Origin of the sequence: Microbacterium sp. (genome assembly GCF_047972865.1) — a bacterium.
Lineage (GTDB): Bacteria > Actinomycetota > Actinomycetes > Actinomycetales > Microbacteriaceae > Microbacterium.
This window is the reverse complement of the sequence record NZ_JBKEAY010000010.1, coordinates 1-18,751: the sequence shown is the minus strand read 5'-3', so window position 1 is coordinate 18,751 and position 18,751 is coordinate 1. Positions and strand designations below refer to the sequence as shown.

20 protein-coding genes and 1 pseudogene are annotated in these 18,751 nt (G+C 67.9%); 14 read left to right on the top strand and 7 right to left on the bottom strand.

The window, feature by feature from the left end; all coding sequences use genetic code 11:
• Positions 1-189: pseudogene (locus tag ACK5KK_RS00615) on the bottom strand (hypothetical protein); the annotation flags it as partial.
• Positions 190-263: 74 nt separating this feature from the next.
• Positions 264-1,073 carry an alpha/beta fold hydrolase gene (locus ACK5KK_RS00610; RefSeq protein ID WP_416888156.1) on the bottom strand — a complete coding sequence of 270 codons (810 nt, stop codon included), beginning with the start codon at positions 1,071-1,073 and terminating at the stop codon, positions 264-266.
• A 72-nt stretch (positions 1,074-1,145) separates the two neighbouring features.
• Here ACK5KK_RS00610 and ACK5KK_RS00605 point away from each other — a divergent pair, with 72 nt between their 5' ends.
• Complete coding sequence (locus tag ACK5KK_RS00605) at positions 1,146-1,988, top strand: CAP domain-containing protein (protein ID WP_416888155.1); 843 nt, start codon at positions 1,146-1,148, stop codon at positions 1,986-1,988.
• Positions 1,989-2,039: 51 nt separating this feature from the next.
• Here ACK5KK_RS00605 and ACK5KK_RS00600 read toward each other — a convergent pair whose 3' ends face one another.
• The gene (locus ACK5KK_RS00600) at positions 2,040-2,702 is read right to left on the bottom strand and encodes a hypothetical protein (RefSeq protein ID WP_416888154.1); all 663 of its coding nucleotides are present in this window, start codon (positions 2,700-2,702) and stop codon (positions 2,040-2,042) included.
• A gap of 116 nt (positions 2,703-2,818) precedes the next feature.
• Here ACK5KK_RS00600 and ACK5KK_RS00595 point away from each other — a divergent pair, with 116 nt between their 5' ends.
• Entirely contained in the window at positions 2,819-3,325 is a 507-nt protein-coding gene (locus ACK5KK_RS00595; protein WP_416888153.1) for a MarR family winged helix-turn-helix transcriptional regulator, read from the top strand.
• Between the two features lie 246 nt (positions 3,326-3,571).
• Here ACK5KK_RS00595 and ACK5KK_RS00590 read toward each other — a convergent pair whose 3' ends face one another.
• Positions 3,572-4,534, bottom strand: coding sequence for an AraC family transcriptional regulator (locus ACK5KK_RS00590; RefSeq protein WP_416888152.1), 963 nt, complete (start codon positions 4,532-4,534; stop codon positions 3,572-3,574).
• A 102-nt stretch (positions 4,535-4,636) separates the two neighbouring features.
• Positions 4,637-6,019, bottom strand: coding sequence for an MFS transporter (locus tag ACK5KK_RS00585; RefSeq protein WP_416888151.1), 1,383 nt, complete (start codon positions 6,017-6,019; stop codon positions 4,637-4,639).
• Positions 6,020-6,131: 112 nt separating this feature from the next.
• Here ACK5KK_RS00585 and ACK5KK_RS00580 point away from each other — a divergent pair, with 112 nt between their 5' ends.
• The 5 genes from ACK5KK_RS00580 to ACK5KK_RS00560 all read left to right on the top strand — a co-directional run bounded on the left by ACK5KK_RS00580 (position 6,132) and on the right by ACK5KK_RS00560 (position 10,890).
• Positions 6,132-6,620 carry a cation:proton antiporter regulatory subunit gene (locus ACK5KK_RS00580; protein WP_416888150.1) on the top strand — a complete coding sequence of 163 codons (489 nt, stop codon included), beginning with the start codon at positions 6,132-6,134 and terminating at the stop codon, positions 6,618-6,620.
• A gap of 4 nt (positions 6,621-6,624) precedes the next feature.
• Positions 6,625-7,809, top strand: coding sequence for a cation:proton antiporter (locus ACK5KK_RS00575; protein WP_416888149.1), 1,185 nt, complete (start codon positions 6,625-6,627; stop codon positions 7,807-7,809).
• A gap of 193 nt (positions 7,810-8,002) precedes the next feature.
• On the top strand, positions 8,003-8,404 hold the full coding sequence (locus ACK5KK_RS00570; RefSeq protein ID WP_416888148.1) for a hypothetical protein: 402 nt from the start codon (positions 8,003-8,005) through the stop codon (positions 8,402-8,404).
• A gap of 209 nt (positions 8,405-8,613) precedes the next feature.
• Complete coding sequence (locus ACK5KK_RS00565) at positions 8,614-9,276, top strand: hypothetical protein (RefSeq protein ID WP_416888147.1); 663 nt, start codon at positions 8,614-8,616, stop codon at positions 9,274-9,276.
• A gap of 102 nt (positions 9,277-9,378) precedes the next feature.
• Positions 9,379-10,890: a DUF222 domain-containing protein gene (locus ACK5KK_RS00560; protein WP_416888146.1), complete on the top strand. Its 1,512-nt coding sequence runs from the start codon at positions 9,379-9,381 to the stop codon at positions 10,888-10,890.
• A 78-nt stretch (positions 10,891-10,968) separates the two neighbouring features.
• Here ACK5KK_RS00560 and ACK5KK_RS00555 read toward each other — a convergent pair whose 3' ends face one another.
• Together ACK5KK_RS00555 and ACK5KK_RS00550 are read right to left on the bottom strand one after the other, a co-directional pair.
• Positions 10,969-12,633, bottom strand: a complete 1,665-nt coding sequence (locus tag ACK5KK_RS00555; protein ID WP_416888145.1) for a BCCT family transporter — start codon at positions 12,631-12,633, stop codon at positions 10,969-10,971.
• A 31-nt stretch (positions 12,634-12,664) separates the two neighbouring features.
• Positions 12,665-13,648 (bottom strand): flavin reductase, encoded by a 984-nt coding sequence (locus ACK5KK_RS00550; protein WP_416888144.1) that lies wholly within the window; start codon positions 13,646-13,648, stop codon positions 12,665-12,667.
• Positions 13,649-13,778: 130 nt separating this feature from the next.
• On the opposite strand from ACK5KK_RS00550, the gene ACK5KK_RS00545 reads away from it, so the two are divergent.
• From ACK5KK_RS00545 to ACK5KK_RS00515, 7 genes are all read left to right on the top strand, one after another.
• Entirely contained in the window at positions 13,779-14,486 is a 708-nt protein-coding gene (locus ACK5KK_RS00545; protein WP_416888143.1) for a GntR family transcriptional regulator, read from the top strand.
• Positions 14,479-15,144 (top strand): amino acid synthesis family protein, encoded by a 666-nt coding sequence (locus ACK5KK_RS00540; RefSeq protein WP_416888142.1) that lies wholly within the window; start codon positions 14,479-14,481, stop codon positions 15,142-15,144. Before ACK5KK_RS00545 ends, ACK5KK_RS00540 begins: the two co-directional genes overlap by 8 nt.
• Complete coding sequence (locus ACK5KK_RS00535) at positions 15,141-15,704, top strand: amino acid synthesis family protein (RefSeq protein ID WP_416888141.1); 564 nt, start codon at positions 15,141-15,143, stop codon at positions 15,702-15,704. The genes ACK5KK_RS00540 and ACK5KK_RS00535 overlap by 4 nt, the downstream gene beginning before the upstream one ends.
• Before the next feature lie 8 nt (positions 15,705-15,712).
• A complete protein-coding gene (locus tag ACK5KK_RS00530; RefSeq protein ID WP_416888140.1) occupies positions 15,713-16,468 on the top strand; it encodes an alpha/beta fold hydrolase in 756 nt (251 codons plus the stop codon).
• Positions 16,461-17,945, top strand: a complete 1,485-nt coding sequence (locus ACK5KK_RS00525; RefSeq protein WP_416888139.1) for an aldehyde dehydrogenase — start codon at positions 16,461-16,463, stop codon at positions 17,943-17,945. The genes ACK5KK_RS00530 and ACK5KK_RS00525 overlap by 8 nt, the downstream gene beginning before the upstream one ends.
• 4 nt (positions 17,946-17,949) lie before the next feature.
• The gene (locus ACK5KK_RS00520; protein ID WP_416888138.1) at positions 17,950-18,147 is read left to right on the top strand and encodes a tautomerase family protein; all 198 of its coding nucleotides are present in this window, start codon (positions 17,950-17,952) and stop codon (positions 18,145-18,147) included.
• Positions 18,148-18,170: 23 nt separating this feature from the next.
• A partial coding sequence (locus ACK5KK_RS00515; RefSeq protein WP_416888137.1) for an LLM class flavin-dependent oxidoreductase occupies positions 18,171-18,751 on the top strand: 581 nt, incomplete at its 3' end.

Here is an 18,751-nt window from a genome sequence, read left to right as displayed (position 1 = left end):
GTCGACGGCGTTGAGCGCGTCGATGTAGTCGTGGTAGGTCTGCTCGGCGGCGGCGAACGCTTCGGTGCTGTTCGCGAATCCTGTCGGGGTGGGGGTCGGCGTGGGTTCGGGTTCGGGGACGCACGCCGTCAGCAGCGTGAGCAGGACCGCTGTCGCGCCGATGACTGGGAGTCCACGTGCGTGCCGCATGCTCACACCGTAGCTACCCGGAAGAGGCATCCGCCCGGATTGTCCACAGGGCTTGTTCGCCCGGGCAGAACTGCTCAGCCCGGCCAGCGTTGCGTGATCACCCGCACCGTGGCCTCCGGGTCGGGGCGGTGCCCGATCGACTCGGGCACGTGCACCAGCTCGGCGCCGGCGATCGCCTCGGCCAGTCGCGGTGCGGCGGCCTCCAGCACCGGGAACGTGTCACTTCCCAGCAGCACCGTCACCGGTGCGGACACAGCCAGCATCGCCTCGGTCGGCGTCGACACGTTTCGGGTCAGCGTCGCGTCGTACACGGTCGACCGCGCCAGCGCCACCAGACCGGGGAAGATCGGGCTCATCCGTATCTGCTCCACCAGCTCCGGCGGCAGACCCACACCCTCCAGTTGGAACGCCAGCACCGCCTCGTCGGGATGGCCCTCATCGATCAGCCGCAGCATCCGGTCGGGGAGATCGGCATCCGCCTCGGCCACCCCGAAACGGAACGGCGGCTCGGACAGGAACAGATGGGCCGCGGGCAATCCACGTGAGGCGGCCAGCAGTGCCAGCACCGCCCCCGACGAATGCCCGAACACCGCGACGGGGCTGTCGACGGCAGCGAGGACCGAAGCAAGGTCCTCGACCTCGCGCGTCGGATCGACCGGGGCGGTCGTGCCGGGGTGCGGGCCGTCGGTGGCGTCACCGCTGCCGGCCCGTGCGCGCCGGTCGTAGGTGACGGCGGTGCAACCGGCGGCCACCAGCGCGTCGGCCAGCGCCACCCCGTCCGCTGCAGTCGACATGGCGCCGTTCACCACGACGACCGTCGGGCCCTGCCCGACGGCGTGGTATGAGATCGTGGTGCCGTCCGCGGACGTGGTGGTCATCGACATTCCGACATTCTGCCACTCACGTTATCCACAGGGGAGAAGTCAACGCCGCTCAGTCTCGCTACCGTGGTGTCGATGGGACGACGATGGCGGATGCTGGGGGCGCTCCTCGGCGTGCTCGCGCTGCTGCTCGGTGTGACGGCGCCGGCTGTGGCGTCGGTGACCTCCGATACAGAGACGCTGATCAACAAGGCCCGCAGCCAAGCCGGGCTTGCGGACCTCACACCCAATGCTCGTATGGATGCGGTCGCCCGCGACTGGGCGGAACACCTCGCGGCGGCAGGCCAACTGTCCCACAACCCCTCATACTCGGCGCAGATCCCGTCAGGTTGGTCGAGCGCGGCCGAGAATGTCGGCTTCTCCAGCAGGCCCACTGTTGAGGGACTGCACGCGCAGTTCATGGATTCTTCACCGCACCGCGCGAACATCCTGGGCGACGCAACGCACATCGGCGTCGGGTACGCCGTCGACTCGGCCGGCACAGGGTGGATCGTCCACGTCTTCGCACGCTACTCCGGGGCGGTCGATGGAGATTACACCGCGGCACCGGCGGCATCGCCTGCGCCGAGCCCCCCGCCCGCCCGTGATGACGAGGCGGATCCGCCCGCGACGCCGAAGCGGACCCCCCCGACGTCCGTGCCGTCGACGCCCACCCCGGTGCCGACTCCGACCCCGACCGCGTCGGCGACGTCCGCGCCGAGCACCCGTGCGCCCACGCCCTCGGCCACCGAGAGCACTTCGCCCGCGACGCAGTCGCCGGTTCTGTCTGCGGATGCCGCCGACCCGGCAGGCGCCGAAGCGGCGGCACCTGTTGCGACCATTGCCGTCCTCGCCACCGCCCTCGCAGCCACGCTCGGGGCGCTCGCCTGGATGGCGGTGCGCCGACGTCGGGCACGCGACGAGCCTGCGGAGCCGTGAGCGGACGCGTCGGGCACCCTCGCATCGTGTGAGGGTGCCCGACGCTGTCATTCAGTGGGCGTGATGCCCGGACTGCGCCGCGTCGCCGCGTGCATGCTGTTGCCCGTCCGAGCGGTGTGCGCCGCGCCCGCCATGCGGACGCCCGCCGCGGTGGCCGTGCGCCTCACGGTCCGTGCCGTCGTCGTGACCGTGTCCGCGGTGGCCCCGCGCGCCCCGTCCGCAACGACGCCCGGAGGCATCGTCCACGGAACCGTGCCGCGCGGACCGGCCGCGGCGCGACCCCGGGCGTCGCGGTGACCGCGTTGGCTGGGACTCATCCCAGCCAAGCCCGCGCGCGATCGCCTCCAGCGTGGCGACGGTGGTCGCAAGATCATCCGCCGGGGCGGCGTCGGCGATACGGGACCGGATGCCGGCGAACGCCGCCGCGATCCGCTCGGCCGCCTCGCGGCCGGCGTCGGTCAGTGACCAGTCGCCGTCGGTCTCGACGGCCCAGCCGCGTTCGGCCAGGCGGCGCAGCTTCTTGCCGCGGCGCGGGTCGTCGTCGGGTCGCTGCTGCCGATCGGAGAGCATGCGCAGCGCGTGAGCCTCACGCGGGGTGATGCCCGCCGCGCGGCACGCGTCGGCGAACTCGTCTGCCAGCCGGGAATCGACCTCGTGCAGCCAGAAGTGCAGCGGGCGAGGGGAGTCAGTCTGTGTGTTGTCAGAGGTGTTCATGAGAAGAAGTCCTTTCGTGGGCGATCGTCTTTCGATCGCCATGCATGCTTTATGACATGTATATGCACTATGACATGGATATATCATCCATGTCAAATTGCATGTAAATTGGGAGGATGCCCGCGGCCGAACCCACCCCCACCGAGCTCGACACGCTGCTTGACGCGCTTTCGCGACTGCGTGGGCGCGGCCCCGGGCCGTTCGGCCCGCCCGGATCCGCCGGACCCCCTCCCGGAGTGCACCGGTTCGGTCCGGGTCATGGGGAGCGGGGTCACGGCCCTCGCGGCGGCGCCGCCCGGGTGCGGATGCTGGACGCCCTGGCGACCGCCTCCGCTCCGCTCACGGTGAGCGACCTGGGCGAGCGGATCGGCGTCGACCAGCCGCGCGCCTCCAAGCTCGTGCAACAAGGATCCGCGCACGGGCTGGTGCGTCGCGAGGCCGATCCCGACGACGCCCGCCGCACCCGCATCGCCCTCACCGACAAGGGACTCGCGGTCGCGCGCGGAATGCGCGGGGAGCGTCGCGATCAACTGACGCAGGCGCTCGCCGGGTTCACCACCGCCGAGCGCGTCGACCTGCTCCGCCTGCTCGTCAAACTGGCAGACTCCTGGCCGGGGCGGTAACCGAGGACTCGCGGCCCCGGCCGCCCACCGGCGCACGCTCGGAAGGGCATCGTACCTTCGACAAACATGCGTCGGATGGCCGAGGGAGGGATCTCGCCGGGCCACCTGCCGATCCGGGGGGCGAAGTTATTGGCGGGGCGACCCGGCGAGGTCATACCCATGAGGGGAATGACATATATAGGTTCGCAGATGCGCTGATGCGATGCAGTACGGTGAGCGACCGATCCGAGACGGAATCCGACTGGTTCACTCATCCGCCGCGCGCAGCCCCACCTGGGAGGGGAGCACGCCGTAGCGCTTGCGGTGCCGGGCGGCGAACCGGGACGGCGACGAGAAGCCCCAGCGGTAGGCAACGTTGCAGACCGTGGCGGTGGGGTTCGACGCGAGTTCCCGGTGGGCCGAGGCCAGACGCAGATCGGTCAGGTACTCGGTCATTGTGACGCCGTGCACTGACAGGAAGCCCCGTTGCAGTGCGCGAGTGGTCAGGCCCAGCGACGACGCGAGCTCGGTCATGTTCACCGGGTCGGCGTGATGGTCCTGCAAAAACTCGGCGGCACGCTTGGCGGCTTGGGCGCTCGCGCTCCAGGTCGAGGCGCGCTCCCGGGTGGCGAAGGTGTGCGGGTGGGTCGACAGCATCGCCGTCACGACGAACTGCTCCATCGCGGAGTGCCAGAGCGAACCGGCGCGCGTGGGCTGCAGCTCCGCGATCCGCCAGGCCATCGTCAGCACCGCCTGCCACCGCGCGCGGTCCTTCGGCTCATGCGGCGGCTCCATGTCGAACAGGGCATGGTGTTCGGTGCTGTAGTCGAGCGAGAACTCATTGACGGCGGTGCTCGCGATGCGGAGCATGGTCAATTCAGCTCCCGCTTCGCGCTGCGACACGATCCGGCGTCGATCGTCGCACACCACCGAGTGGTCACCCTCCAGGCGTACGTCGTTGCGTCCCGATGTAAGGCGGACCTGTCCCCGCGTGGCTTGCGCGACGCAGTAGGTTGCGTCCAGGGGTGCCTCTGCTTCGACGATGACGCCCGAGACGTAAGAGATCCGTGCGAAGGTCACTCGCCCCAGGTGCGTGATGGTCGCCGTGAGGTGAAACCGCGAGCCCGAGTCGGTGGGGGTCACCGTGTACGGCTCGAACGCACTCGCAAGCATTGTGCGGGCCTCGTCCACGGTGCTGGCTTCGACCACGGTCGGACTGAGATCCGTCATGGCATCCTCGTTCCCCGAGAACCGCCGGCGCCGCTCTTCCCACAAAAGAGCGGTCTTTACCGGGGGTGGTGACAGGATTATACGTCGGTGAGGCCCGAGATGTCAGGGTGTGTTGTTGGCCCGCCGGTGCCGCGGCAGGGGAACGAAGAGCAACCCGACCAGGCCTACGGCGATCAGGAGCACGATGCCGAGGATGCCGAAGTGGGTGGCACCGAACCACGCGATGGTGACCGACCACAGCAGCGGCGCCAGGAAACTCATGACGCGCCCGGTGGTGGCATAGAGGCCGAACGCTTCACCCTGCATGTTCGTGGGAGTCAGTCGCGCCAGCAGCGTGCGGCTGGACGCCTGCGCAGGCCCGACCATGGCCGCGAGCGCCACTCCTCCCACCCAGTACACCGGCTTGCCGCCGTCGCGGAAGGCGAAGATGCAGATCCCCGCGATGAGGATCACGATCAGTGCCGTCACGATGATGTTCCGCGCGCCGAACCGGTTGTCGAGTCGGCCGGCAACGATGGAGAGGATGCCCGCGATGAGGTTGGCGGCCACGCCGAACAGGATCACCTCGGTGGCGGAGAACCCGAAGGAGATGGCCGCCAGTACCCCGCCGAACGCGAAGACGCCGGCGAGGCCGTCCCGGTACAGGGCGCTGGCGACGAGGAACCCGGCGGTGGCGCGCTGCTCGCGGAACAGCTGTGCGATGTCGGTGACGAGACGGGCGTAGCTTCGGAAGAAGCCGACCCGGGCCCGATCGGTGCGGCCCGGTGCTTCGGGTACGTTGAGCACGAATGGCACCGCGAAGGTCACCGTCCACACGGCGGCTCCGGCGGCGATGATCCGGTACGCGAGTCCGTCGGAGACATCCAGCCCGAACCACGACACGTTGTCGAGTGCCACCACGATCAGTAGTGCGGTGATTCCGCCGAGGTAGCCCAGGCCCCAGCCGAGGCCACTGATCCGGCCCATCGTCCGCGGCGTCGACACCCGCACCAGCAGCGCGTAATAGTTCACCTCGGCGATGTCCGAGACCACGGAGGCGACGGCGACCAGAAGCGCGCCGAGCCAGAAGAACCGCGGCTCGGGGATGACCAAGAACAGGCTGAACTGCAGCACCGCGAGGGACGCGGTCGCACCGACCACCCACCGCTTCTTCGAGCCGCTGGCGTCGGCCCGCTGACCCAGGACGGGGGCCAGCAGCAGCACCGCGATGCCAGCTGCGAACGTGGCCCAGCCATACCACTCGGTGAGCTGGGACAGCCCCCTGCAGTACTCGGTCGCGGCATCCGGGCCTTGTGCGCAGACGAGGGTGCCGTCGGCGTTCTGGGCGGCGATCTCGTCGGGGAGGAAGGCGTCCGACACGAGGTAGAGCGTCACGAACACGAAGGTGAGCATGACCGACTTGAACGGCTGGGTCGCCCAGTCCCACAGTGCCCACGACAGGACCTGGCGGCGCGGCGGCGCGGGAGGCTCGGGGTGCGCGGACATGGGGCGGGGTCCCTTCGACAGCTGACCCCCTGCGGGGGTGCGCGGTCAGCGTACCGCGTGCCGGCATCCGTGACGGCTACGTGAGCCGGCGAGCGGGTGCCATGATGGAAGCATGCCAGTGAACGTGGAGCGGGCTGAGTTGCCCGGCATCGGCGTGCGCCACGACCTCGTGACCGCCGAGGGGCGGCGCATCTCGATCATCGATTACCGGGAGGGCGGGCGGGAGGTCGCGGTCTCGGATGCCCACGATCCCGACCGGGCGTCGTTGACGGTGGAGCTCACCGACGACGAGGCCACCGCGCTCAGCGAGTTGCTCGGCGGGTCGCTGATCCTGTCGCAGGTGGCGGGTTTGCGCGAACAGATCGCGGGCCTGTACACCGAGCAGGTGCCGATGCGGGCCGATTCCCCCTACATCGGTCGCCCGCTCGGCGACACCAAGGCCCGCACTCGCACTCGCTGTTCGATCGTGGCGATCGTGCGTGAAACCGGGGTGCTTCCCGCCCCTGGTCCGGAAGACCGTCTCAACGCGGGCGACGCGCTCATCGCCGTCGGCACGCGTGAGGGTCTGGACGCGCTGGCGCGCATCATCAACGGAGGCTGAATTCATGGAGCACGGCGCACTCGTTCTCATAGAGATCGGTGCGCTTCTGCTGGGTGTCGGCCTCCTCGGGCGCCTTGCGGCGCGCATCGGCATCTCGCCCATTCCCCTGATCCTGCTGGCCGGTCTCGCGTTCGGCGACGGCGGCATCCTCCCCTTCGCCGAGGGCGAGGAGTTCATCATCGTCGGCGCCGAGATCGGCGTCATCCTGCTGCTGGTCATGCTCGGATTGGAATATTCGGCGGACGAGCTGGTGTCGAACCTGCGGGCCTCGCGGCTGGCCGGGGTGTTCGACATGGTGTTGAACACCGTGCCCGGGGCGCTGCTCGCGCTGTGGCTCGGCTGGGGGCCGATCGGAGCGGTCGTGCTCGCGGGCGTCACGTGGGTGTCGTCGTCGGGGGTGATCGCGAAGATGCTGGGCGACCTCGGTCGTCTTGCGAACCGTGAGACGCCGGTGGTGCTGTCCATTCTCGTGATCGAGGATCTCGCGATGGCGTTGTATCTGCCGATCCTCACGGCGACGCTCGTGGGGCTCGAACTCGGGCAGGGGATGCTCGTGGTGCTGATCGCGCTCGCGTGCGTGCTCGTCATCCTCTATATCGCGTTGCGGCACGGGCGCCTGGTGTCGAAGCTCGTGTGGTCGAAGCAGGGCGATGTGCTGGTGCTGTCGGTGATGGGCGTGACGCTGCTTGTCGCGGGTGTCGCGGCTCAAGTGGGGGCCTCGTCGGCGGTGGGCGCGTTCCTCGTGGGCATCGCGATCTCGGGGCCCGTGGCCGAGCATGCCTCGAGGGTGCTGATGCCGCTGCGTGATCTCTTCTCGACGGTGTTCTTCCTCTTCTTCGGGTTGTCGACCAATCCGAACGATCTGTGGCCGGTTCTGGTTCCCGCTGCGATCCTCGCCGTCGTGACGATGGGTACGAAGCTCGCGACGGGGTACTTCGCCGCATGGCGGACAGGGATCGGTGAGGCCGGCCGGTGGCGTGCCGGATTCGCGCTCATGCCGCGCGGGGAATTCTCCATCGTCATCGCGGGATTGGCGTTGACGGCGGGCGTGGACCGCGCGATCACGGCACTCGCGACCGCATACGTGCTGATCACGATCCTGCTCGGACCGGTGCTGGCGCGCATCCCCGACGCTCCCGCGTTCCAGCGGTGGGCGGGCAAGGTGCAGGCCGCCCGCGCCGCCGCCTGAGCTGTGGGTGGTTGGGGGCTGTGGAGAACGGCCGCGTGCGGGCGGTGACCCGAGTACGGTGAGCGGGGTGTGGCGCGCACGAGCGATATGGCTGATGGTCGGGGTCCTGGTGGCTGCGGGGATGGCGTCTGCCTGCACGCCGCAGTCGCAGTCGACCCCGACGCCGACCGGTTTCGCCAGTGAGGCTGAGGCGTTGGCCGCAGCCGAGGCGACCTACCGGGCGTACGTCGACACCCTGAATGCGGTCGATCTGGCCGACCCGGCCACATTCGAGCCGATGTACGCGTACATGACCGGCCCGGCTCTGGACGACGCGAAGGTCGCGTTCTCGGGGCTGCATGCCGCGGGAGGCGCCATCACGGGTGAGTCAATCGTTACGCTCGTCCAACTCACGCCTCAGTCGACGGTGAGCGAGGCCGAACTCCTGGTGTGCCTCGATGTCAGCGAGGTCGACCTTGTCGATTCTCAGGGAAACTCACATGTGACTGATGACCGACCCGCCCTGCAGTCGCTTTCCATATCACTGACACGTCATGGTAGCGGTTGGCTGATCAACTCAATGGTCGGGAGAGAGGGCCCACCAGAATGCGAGTAGACGTTCTCCCGAGCTGCCTGGTCAGCCTGGCGCTCTTGGTGTCCGCTCTGGCGATGGGGCCGTCAGCGGCGCTGGCGCAGACCGATGAGCCTGGATGCGCGTTGCCGACTGTGACCGAGTGCTCCTCGACGGGCAACGATGCGGAGGTACCGCTCCGTGGATTGCAGACGACGGACCGCTCCCACTCTACGAGGAGGACTGTTGGTCCCGTGTCGAAGGTGGAGCAGCGGGGAGGGGCTGCGCCGACGGCGGAGCCTGAGCTGCCGCGGTGGCGGACGATCTGTTGGCGGGTGGAATCGGGCAGGATTCCTGAGCAGCTGGATGACTGCAGTGATTCGACCGATGATGCTGCGCCGACCGATCCGGTGGCGGCGGAGGCGCCGGAGGTGTTCACGGTCACGATCACCGACCTTGCCCGGTTCGCCCCGCGCGATGTCGCGACGGTGGCTGAACCGTTCGGCGTGGGGGTCGTCGGCCTGCCGGTGAACTTCGTCGCTCCCGCGACTGTCCACGAGGTGCCCGGGACGCTGTTCGGTCAGCCGCTACGGGTGCGGTTCACGCCGGTCGAGTACGTCTTCGAGCATGGTGATGGGACGCGGCAGGGTTCCCGCACCGCAGGGCGGACCTGGGACGACCTCGGTTTCCCGCAATTCACGGCGACGGACACGAGCTACGCGTACTCCGCGCGCGGCACCTACAGCGCGCGCGCTGTCGTTCGCTACAGCGCCGACATCGACCTCGGGGGCGGATGGGTCCTCGTGCCCGGCACCCTCGACATCCCCACCGCCGAGGTCACGGTGCGCGTCTACGAGGTGCGCAACGCCCTGGTCGCGCACGACTGTATCGAAGACCCCGATGGGGTCGGGTGCTGATCTCGCGCCAGGTGTCAATGATCGTAGAAATATCCGATATATAGTCGAGGATTAGCGATCTAGCATCGAATCAATGTCGGAGGGTTGTGTCATGCTGGGGACATGACCACCACGGCAGCAGCAGAAGAACGGGCGACGACCCGCATGCGGGCGTTGCTGCCGCGTCTGGTCGACACGCAGGCGCTGATCGCGCAGCTGCAAGCCGAGCAGGAACGGCTGCTCGCCCAGGCCCACCGCATCGCCGACGACTGGTCCGAGGACGTGGCGACCACGCAGGCGAAGGATGCCGAGCTCCCCTACCGCTCGGTCGCGGCGGAGATCGCGACGGCGTGGCGGGTGTCCGACCGCACCGTCCAACGCCGCATGGGCGCCGCGGCCGCACTGGAGTGCGACTACCCGGAGACTCTCGACGCTCTCGCGGCCGGGCGAATCAGTATCGCGCACGTCCGCGTGATCGAGACGGCGGGCGCGATCATCGACGAAACGGACCTGCGGCGCGCCTTCGAACAAGACCTGCTCGACTACGCCGAGAACGTCTCCGCCTCACGGTTGAAGCCGGTGGCGGCCCGCCGCGCCCAGTGGTACGCACACGCCTCCCTGGCCGACCGGCACGCACACGCTCGGGCCGGCCGGTGCGTGAGCCTCGAAGATCACGACGACGGCATGTCCACGCTGTCCGTGTACGGCCCGTCCGTGCTGCTGCACGCCGCCTACGACCGTCTCAGTCAGCACGCGCTCGTGATCGCCAACGCATCGCCCGACAGGTCCGACGCGGCCCCCGCGTGCCCGCGTGCGCCTGACGCTCCCGGCGCGCCGGTGCCTGACGATCCCGCCGCGCGGGTGCCCGTCATCGCTGGTGCCGTCGTGCCCGCCGCAGACACTCCCGCCGGCGGCGCTCCCGGCGCGTGCGGCGACCCCGCACACGCCACGGGTACGACCGGCACTCCCGAAACGCGCGGCATCGACCAGATCCGCGCCGATGTGTTCTGCGACACGCTGCTCACCGCCGACCCGACCGCGTACACGGGGCTGCCGAGCCTGTCGGCGATCACTCCGATCGCGCAGGTCACCGTTCCGGTCCTCACCTTGCTCGACGACGTCGTCGCCGACCCGTTCGACACCGTCGCCCTCGACGGCCGGGTTCCGATCGACGCCGACACCGCACGGTGCCTTGCCGCCGCGGCGCCCGTGTGGGACCGCATCCTCACCCACCCCATCACCGGTCATCCGCTGTGCACCGACCGCTACCGGCCCACCGAACAGATGCGCCGTCACTTGCGGGTGCGAGACCAGCACTGCAGATTCCCGGGGTGCCGCCAGCCGGCGTCACGCTGCGACATCGACCACTCCATCGATCATGCCCACGGCGGTCCGACGCGTGCCGCCAATCTCAGCCACCTGTGCCGACGGCACCACACGCTCAAACACCACACCCGATGGTCCGTCCGTCAGCGTGTCGACGGAGAACTGGAATGGACCTCGCCGACCGGTCGTACCTACATCGACACGCCGACCAGCCGCGTCACCTTCAGCACAGACCCCGAGCACGATCCGCCGCCCGTCGAAGGACCTGCCGCCTGCGCTCCCCGCACCGTCGACCACGCGCCGTTCTGAGTCGCGCCGTCCGCGGCGTGAGTTTCTCGCGGCGCAGGTGGTTCCTCGGTTCCGGGCGCGCGGCGCGCCCGTCGGGACTCAGGAGGCCAGGATGCGGTCGAGCTCGGCGCGGGTGACGGGGCGTGTTCCCCCGAACCGATGGTCATTCTGCAACTCCTTGACGAGGGAGATGCCCAGAAGCGTGACGATCACCGTGAACGGTATGGCGGAGAGGATCGCGGCTTGCTGCAGCGCCTGCAAGCCTCCCACCAGGAGCAGCACGATCGCACAGACACCGGTGAGGATGCCCCAGATCGTCAGGACAGCACGCGAGGGGTTCATCGAGCCGCGAGAGGACAGCGAACTCAGCACGAATGTGTTCGAGTCCGCGCCCGAGACGAAGTAGAGCACGACGAGGACGATCGTGAGCACCGAGGTGATCGCCGGCAGGGGAAGCTCCGCGAGCACGGCGAAGAAGGTGGTATTGGTGTCGTTGAGGGTGCGTTCGCCGATGTCGGTTCCATGGAACATGTCGAAGTTGATCGCCGTCCCTCCGAAGATCGCGAACCAGGCCGTGAACACGATGGTGGGCACACCCAAGACGGTGAAGACGAACTGCCGGATCGTGCGCCCCTTCGAGATCCGGGCCAGGAAGATCCCGACGAAGGCACCCCAACTGAGCCACCAGGCCATCATGAAGTAGGTCCACCACTGCATCCACTGCAGGTCTTCGGGGCCACTCGGGGTGAGCAGCGCCACGATCGGGAACTCCCCGGCGAACTGGCCGACCGACCGGACGTAGAGGTTGGCGATGAAGCTCGTCGGTCCCAGCGTCAGAACGAACAGCCCCAGCAACGCAGCGCCGATCATCGTCACCTGGCTCACCCACTTGATGCCGCGGCCGACGCCAGAAACGGCCGACAGGGTGAACACGACCGTGATCCCGGCGATGATGGCGACCTTGACGAACAGGTCGGCGGGTACTCCGGTGAGCCTGTTCACGCCCTCGGCTATCTGCGATGCGCCGAGGCCGAGCGAGGTCGTCGTGCCGAACAGGGTGGCGATCACGGTGAAGATGTCGATCGTGCGGCCGGCCCAGCCGTCCATGCTGGCGCCCAGGACCGGGCGCAGCATGGGCGAGACGAGTCCCGAGTTGTGGCGACGATGTGTCGAGTACGCGATCGCAAGGCCGAACACCCCGAACAGTGCCCACGCGTTGGGACCCCAATCGAAGTAGGCGAACTGCATGGCGGTGACGGCAGCATCCATCGTCTCCGGTTCGGCCCGACCGTGCGGAGGAACCATGAAGTGGGTCATGGGCTCGGCCGCGCCGTAGCTGACCAGCCCGATGCCCATCACTGCTCCGAGGATCATCGCGATCCATGCCACGGTGCTGAACTCCGGTCGATCGTCGTCCTCGCCCAGTCGCACGCGCCCGAATCGTCCCAGACCCAAATAGAGCATCAGGACGATGCAGCCGAGTGTCACCACCAGATACGACCACCCGATGTTCTGCGTCGACCAATTCGATGCCGCCGCCATGACCTCGCCTACCTGGGTGGGTGCGATCGTGGCCCACACGACGAGCGCGACGATTGCGCCCACCGAGACCCAGAACACGGCACCCGGACGCTTCCGCAATCGCTCCGCCTCCACGACCGTGACCGAGTGCGTGGCGAAGGCCGGATCGGTGCGCCGGGTACCCAGCGCCAGCTCGCCGCCGACGGAATCGTCCGATGGGGGATTGTTGTCGTTGTCACGCATGTCTACTTCCTCGTATCCAGGGGGGTGGGTATCAGAGTTCGGTCAGGCCGGTGGCGTCGAAGAAGCGCCCACCCTGATACACCATCGGCGGAACGTCTGCGATTGTGGCGTGGGTCACCCGCGCGATGAACAGGGTGTGCGTCCGAGCCTGGAAGCGCTCCTTGATCTCCGCTTCCAGCGATGCGGCGGACCCGTCGATCAGTGGGCTGCCCGCAGGGCCGGAATGCCAGCCGACAGTGGCGAACTTGTCATCGCCACGCGCAGCGAAGACCGCCACGACAGCTCGTTGGGCGTTGCTCATGATGTTGATGCCCAGGTGGGTCGACGCGAACAACTCCGGGTAGGTCGAGGTCGTCTTCTGCACGCACACCAGGATCAATGGGGGGTCGAGCGACACCGAGACATACGAGTTCGCGGCGAGTCCGCGGGGTTTGCCGTCGCGCCCAATGGTGGTGACCACGGTGACGCCGGTGACGAACTGCCGGTTGAATCCCTTGAGGACGTCGAGGCTGGGGATGCCACTGAGGTCATCGACCACCACTTCCGATCCGGTTGCCTGCTCGAACGCCGAGTTCAGCGTCGGCACGCCCAGGTCGGCGAGAAGCTCGGCGTGGTCCCACGTGACGCGCTCGCGGATGATCTCGCCGTCGCGCATCTGGATGAGATTCGACCCGCGCGTCTGCACGCGAGCGCCGGTTGCAGGCACACCCTCGAGATCGTTGACGAAGGTGCCTTCGGAGTGCCAGAACACGGCCGCGGTCGTCTCGGAGGCGTCGACGACGATCTGGTCGATCGTCGTCACCAGATCGGGAAACGCATCGCGGGTCGCGATGATCTGCCGCTTGAGGCCGGCCGCATCCGTCGTGTGTCCGGAGCTTGTGCTCTCGCGGATGTAGTCGGGGTGGGTGATGCTGTCGAAAGCACTCGCGTCTCCACGGTCCCAGGCCGCGGACCATGCTTCGGCCAGGGCGGATGCCATCGGCTGCCGCTCCGAGCGGATCGATGATGCTTGCATGCAACAGAGGATAAGTATCCCTAGGCGTTGGGTCAATAGCCTTCGCTGACTTCGCGAGTATTTCTCGGAATATCACGTTGAATCCAGGCCGGGTGTTGCCCAAGCGGAAGGGCCGCGCTACCTTTGTTGTATGCAAGAATCCCTGACCCTGCGCAACGGTGCGAGTTCACTCCTCGATAGGGTGCGGCATCTCGTCGTCGGCGGGGCGGTTGCCCCGGGCGACCTGTTGGCAGAGACGGCGCTCGCGGCCGAGTTCGACGTGAGCCGGACGCCGATTCGCGAAGCGCTCAAGCAACTCGAACGGGAGGGTCTTGTCGAGATCCGACCGCGCGTGGGGACGTTCGTCCGCAAGCCGACCTCCCGAGAGATCCTTGAGCTCTTCCAGCTCAAAGAGTCGCTGGAAGGACTCGCGGCGGGACTGCTGGCGCAACGCGGCGATGTCCCCGAGCTGCGCAGTCTCATCCGCAACGTGGAGAGTGAGCGGGACGTGGTGCGCGCACAGGATCGCGCAGCCTACGCCGCGCTCGTGCACGAGTTCCACCACACTCTCGTCGCCGGCGCCGACAATCACAAGCTGTCCGAGCACTACGACCTGCTCATGAACCAACTCGCGTACCACCGCATCGTGACCCAGACACTTGCGCTCCCGGGCCGACTCGATCGCTCGATGAGCGAGCATGCGCAGATCGTGGAGGCGATCCAGTCGAAAGACCCCCTCGCGGCCGAGCTCGCCGCTCGTCGGCATGTCACGCAGACGCGGCAGTCCGCCACGATCGCGGTGTCGGGGCGTGAGGACGGCGCGACCTCATCGACGACGGCGGGGGAACCCCATGACTGAGTCTGTGCCGTTCCCGCCGACAGTCGATCTCGTGGCCCGATCGACGCTGACCGATTACGCGGACATCGCCGCCGCGGTCGGGCTGCGCACCGTGTTCACTCGGACGGAGCAGGTTCCGCGCGCGGACGCGGCGCCGATCCGGCGCGCCACAGCGACGGCAGTGATCCGCAACCCCTGGCGGGGGACCGATGTCACGACCGACTTGCAGCCCGAGACCCGACGTATCGCGCCGGTGCTAGCGAAGATGCTCACCGATCGGCTGTTGCAGGCGCTTGGCGGCGCCGACGCGATCGAGTCCTTCGGCAAGGCCGCGCTGGCGGGGACAGCCGGTGAGCTCGAGCACGCGGCGGCGCTGGTGCATACCCCGTATTTCGGCAATCTCGTGCGCGAGGCGCTCAAGGGCACCGCGATCATCTGTTTCGTCGACGGAAGAGGCGAAGCCGGTGAGCTTCTGCGGGTGCCGATGTGGCACAAGCTCGCCGCCGCCACGCGCAGCCACTACCAATCCATCGAGGTGCACCTCGCCGGTGCGCCCCAGCCGGACGAGATCGTCATCGTCGCTGCGGCCTCCACGGGGCCCCGGCCGTTCGCGCGGATCGGAGATCGCGCCACAGACCTTCCCGTCACGTCAGACATTCTCAAGGAGACACCGCTGTGAACGCCTCGACCTTCACCCACCGCAAACTCTTCACCCATGTGGACGAGACCGTGCTCGAAGGCGGTGAACCGGTCGAACCGGTCGCTCGTGTCGTGGTGGTGGGCGTCGTCTTCGCGAATCCGTGGGCAGGGCAGGGATTCGTCCGAGACCTGCTGCCGGGGATCAACTCCATCGCCTCCGATCTCGGTGCGTTGCTGGCTCCCCGAGTGATCGAGGTGCTCGGTGCACCGCTGGAGGCGTACGGGAAGGCAGCCATCGTCGGGCTCGACGGAGAGATCGAGCACGGATCCGGATTGATCCACAACCTCCGCTTCGGCGACCATTTCCGGCGCGCGGCAAACGGGACCACTCTTCTGCCGGCAGTGGAGAAGCGGGGGCCGGCGGGTATCGGGTTCGACATCCCCCTCAAGCACTTCACCGATATGACCATCCGCTCGCATCATCAGACGGTCGAAGTGCGCGTCGCGGATGCGCCCCACCCCGATGAGATCCTGGTCGCGCTCGCAGGCGCCAACCGCGGTCGTCCGCAGCAGCGGCTGGCACCGCTGGGTGGGGACTAGGAGGCGGCATGCGCGCTGAGGCCACCCCGATCGTGCTCCTGCACGGCGTCGGTCTGGACGCGACCATGTGGGAACCGGTCATCCGTGTCATGGGGGATGCCCTCGGCCCGGTGGTCGCGGTCGATCTGCCCGGTCACGGGACGCGCCCGCCGCTGCGAGAGCCGCAGAGCCTGGCCAGCCTCGCCGCGGACGTCATCGACCGGATCCCGCCGGCGCCGCTCCATCTCGTCGGCTTCTCGCTCGGTGCCCTGATCGCTCAGCACATCGCGCGCTTCAGCGCCGCGCGCGTTGCGACCCTTGCGTGTGTCAGCTCTGTCTGCCGGCGCACACCGAGCGAAGCGGCGAACGTCGCATCGAGACTCGCCGCTGCCGGCGACGACTTCGCAGGCAGCGTGGAGGCTTCGATTGCGCGGTGGTTCCCGCCTGGCACCGCCGTGTCATCGCACGACATCGAAGCGACACGCCGAGTGCTGCTCGCGAACGACGTCGAATCCTACCTGCACGCCTACGCCGTGTTCGCCCGTGGCGACCGGGAGATCGCTCCCGCACTCGCCCGCATCCACGCCCCCACGCTCGCAATCACCGGAGCCGACGACCCGGGTTCGACCCCGGAGATGTCGCGAAGGTTGGCTGACGCGATCCCGAACTGTCGCGTCGAGGTTGTTCCTGGCACCCGGCACATGATGCCCCTGGAGGATCCCGTGACGCTCGTCGCGGCCATCGCCACGCTGCTCAACGAAGGGAAAGGGCACGACCATGACTGAGAGGCTCGGCCACTTCATCGCCGGTGAGACCGTCCCGCCGTCGAGCGGGGAGTACTTCCCGAGTACGAATCCCGCGACCCTGCGTGTTCTGTATGCGGCAGCGCGCGGCGATGCCGCGGATATCGACCGAGCCGTGGCATCCTCGCGCGATGCCTTCCAGTCGCGGGCGTGGCGGACGCTCACTCCGACCAAGCGCGGACATCTCCTGCGTCGGCTCGGCGATCTCATCGGCGAGAACGCCGAGGAACTCGCACTCCTGGAAAGTCTCGACAACGGCAAACTGTTGCGCGAGATGCGGGGGCAGATGAACGCGCTTCCCGAGTACTACTACTACTACGGTGGACTCGCCGACAAGATTCAGGGCGCACAGATCCCGGTCGCCGTTCCCGCCATCCTCAACTACACGCAGCGCGAACCGCTGGGCGTGGTCGGAACGATCACGCCGTGGAACTCACCGCTCACCCTGACGACCTCCAAGATCGCGCCCGCGCTCGCGGCGGGCAACACCGTGGTCATCAAACCGAGCGAACACACGTCTCGTACCGTGCTGCGCCTGGCAGAGCTCGCTGTGGAGGCAGGGTTCCCTGCCGGCGTGGTCAACGTGGTCACGGGATTCGGAAACGAAGCCGGTGTGCCGCTGGTGAGCCATCCCGCGCTGGCGAAGATCTCGTTCACGGGATCGACGGCGACCGGGTCCCGCATCGCTGCAGAAGCGGCCGCACGGTTCATCGGCTGCACGCTGGAGCTCGGCGGGAAAAGCCCCAACATCGTGTGTGACGACGCGAACGTGACCAACGCCGCGAGGGGAGTCGTCGCGGGGATCTTTGCCGCCGCGGGTCAGACCTGCATCGCGGGAAGCCGGGTGTTCGCGCACCGCGCTGTCTACGATGAGCTCGTCGAGCGTGTCACGGAGCGCGCGTGCACCATTCGCATCGGAGACCCTCTTCACTCCGATACGGAGCTCGGACCTCTCGCGTTCGCCGACCAGCTCGCCAAGGTCGACTCGTACGTGAAGCTCGGAGCAGCCGAGGGCGCGACGGTCCGCGTAGGCGGCGCGCGACCGGACGATCTCGAACTCCCGGGCTACTTCTACTCACCGACCGTGCTCACCGATCTAGACAACGACATTCGGGACGTGCGGGAGGAGATCTTCGGCCCGGTCGCAGCGATCATGCCGTTCGAGCACGAGGACGAGCTTGTCGCGCTCGCCAACGACACCGAGTACGGTCTGGCGGCGGGGGTGTGGACGCAGAACCTCGCCCGCGCCCACCGCCTCGCGCGCCGACTCGATGCCGGCACGGTGTGGGTGAACACCTACCGCGCGATGTCGCCGATGTCGCCGCGTCAGGGCTTCAAGAGTTCTGGTGTGGGTATTGAACACGGCATCGAGTCGATGTACGAGTACACACGGCTCAAGAGCGTGTGGATCAACACCGACGAGGGCCCGGTCGACGACCCGTTCGTGATGCGAGGTTGAGTCCATGCCGCTGATCGACGTCTCCATCGCCCGCGGGCGCGCACCGGAGCAGCTGCGCGCACTCATCGACGCCCTGCACTGTGCCGTCGAACAGACCGTCGGTGCTCAGTCGGAGAACATCACGGTACTCGTGCGCGAGGTCGAGCCCGAGCACTGGTCCCGCGCAAACCGAACCGTCGCCGAGCGGACCGCGACGGAGTAGACATCCACAGAACGGAGGAGGCCATGCGCTTTTCGCTCTTCATCCACATGGAACGCTATGACGACTCGATCCCGGCGGCGCAGCACTGGGAGAACCTCGTCGAACTCGCTCTCCTTGCGGAGGCCGGAGGATTCAGTACCGTCTGGATCGGCGAGCACCACTCGATGGAATACACCGCCTCTCCCAGCCCGATTCCGCAACTCGCGTATCTCGCGGCGCGCACGACCACCATTCGTCTGGGAGCGGGCACGATCATCGCTCCGTTCTGGAATCCGATTCGCGCGGCCGGTGAGATCGCGTTGCTCGACGTGATCAGCGGGGGTCGAGCCGAACTCGGTGTGGCCCGCGGCGCCTACCAGTTCGAGTTCGACAGGCTCGCCGACGGAATGCCGGCCACCGACGGCGGGAAGGCGATGAACGAGATCGTCACGACGGTCAACCAGCTGTGGAACGGCGACTTCGCCTTCGAGGGCGAGGTCTACCGGTTCCCGGCATCCACCAGCGTCCCGAAGCCGATTCAGAAGAACCCGCCCGTGTGGGTCGCCGCCCGCAGCCCCGAATCGCATGACTTCGCGGTGGCACACGGGGCGAACGTGATGGTGAC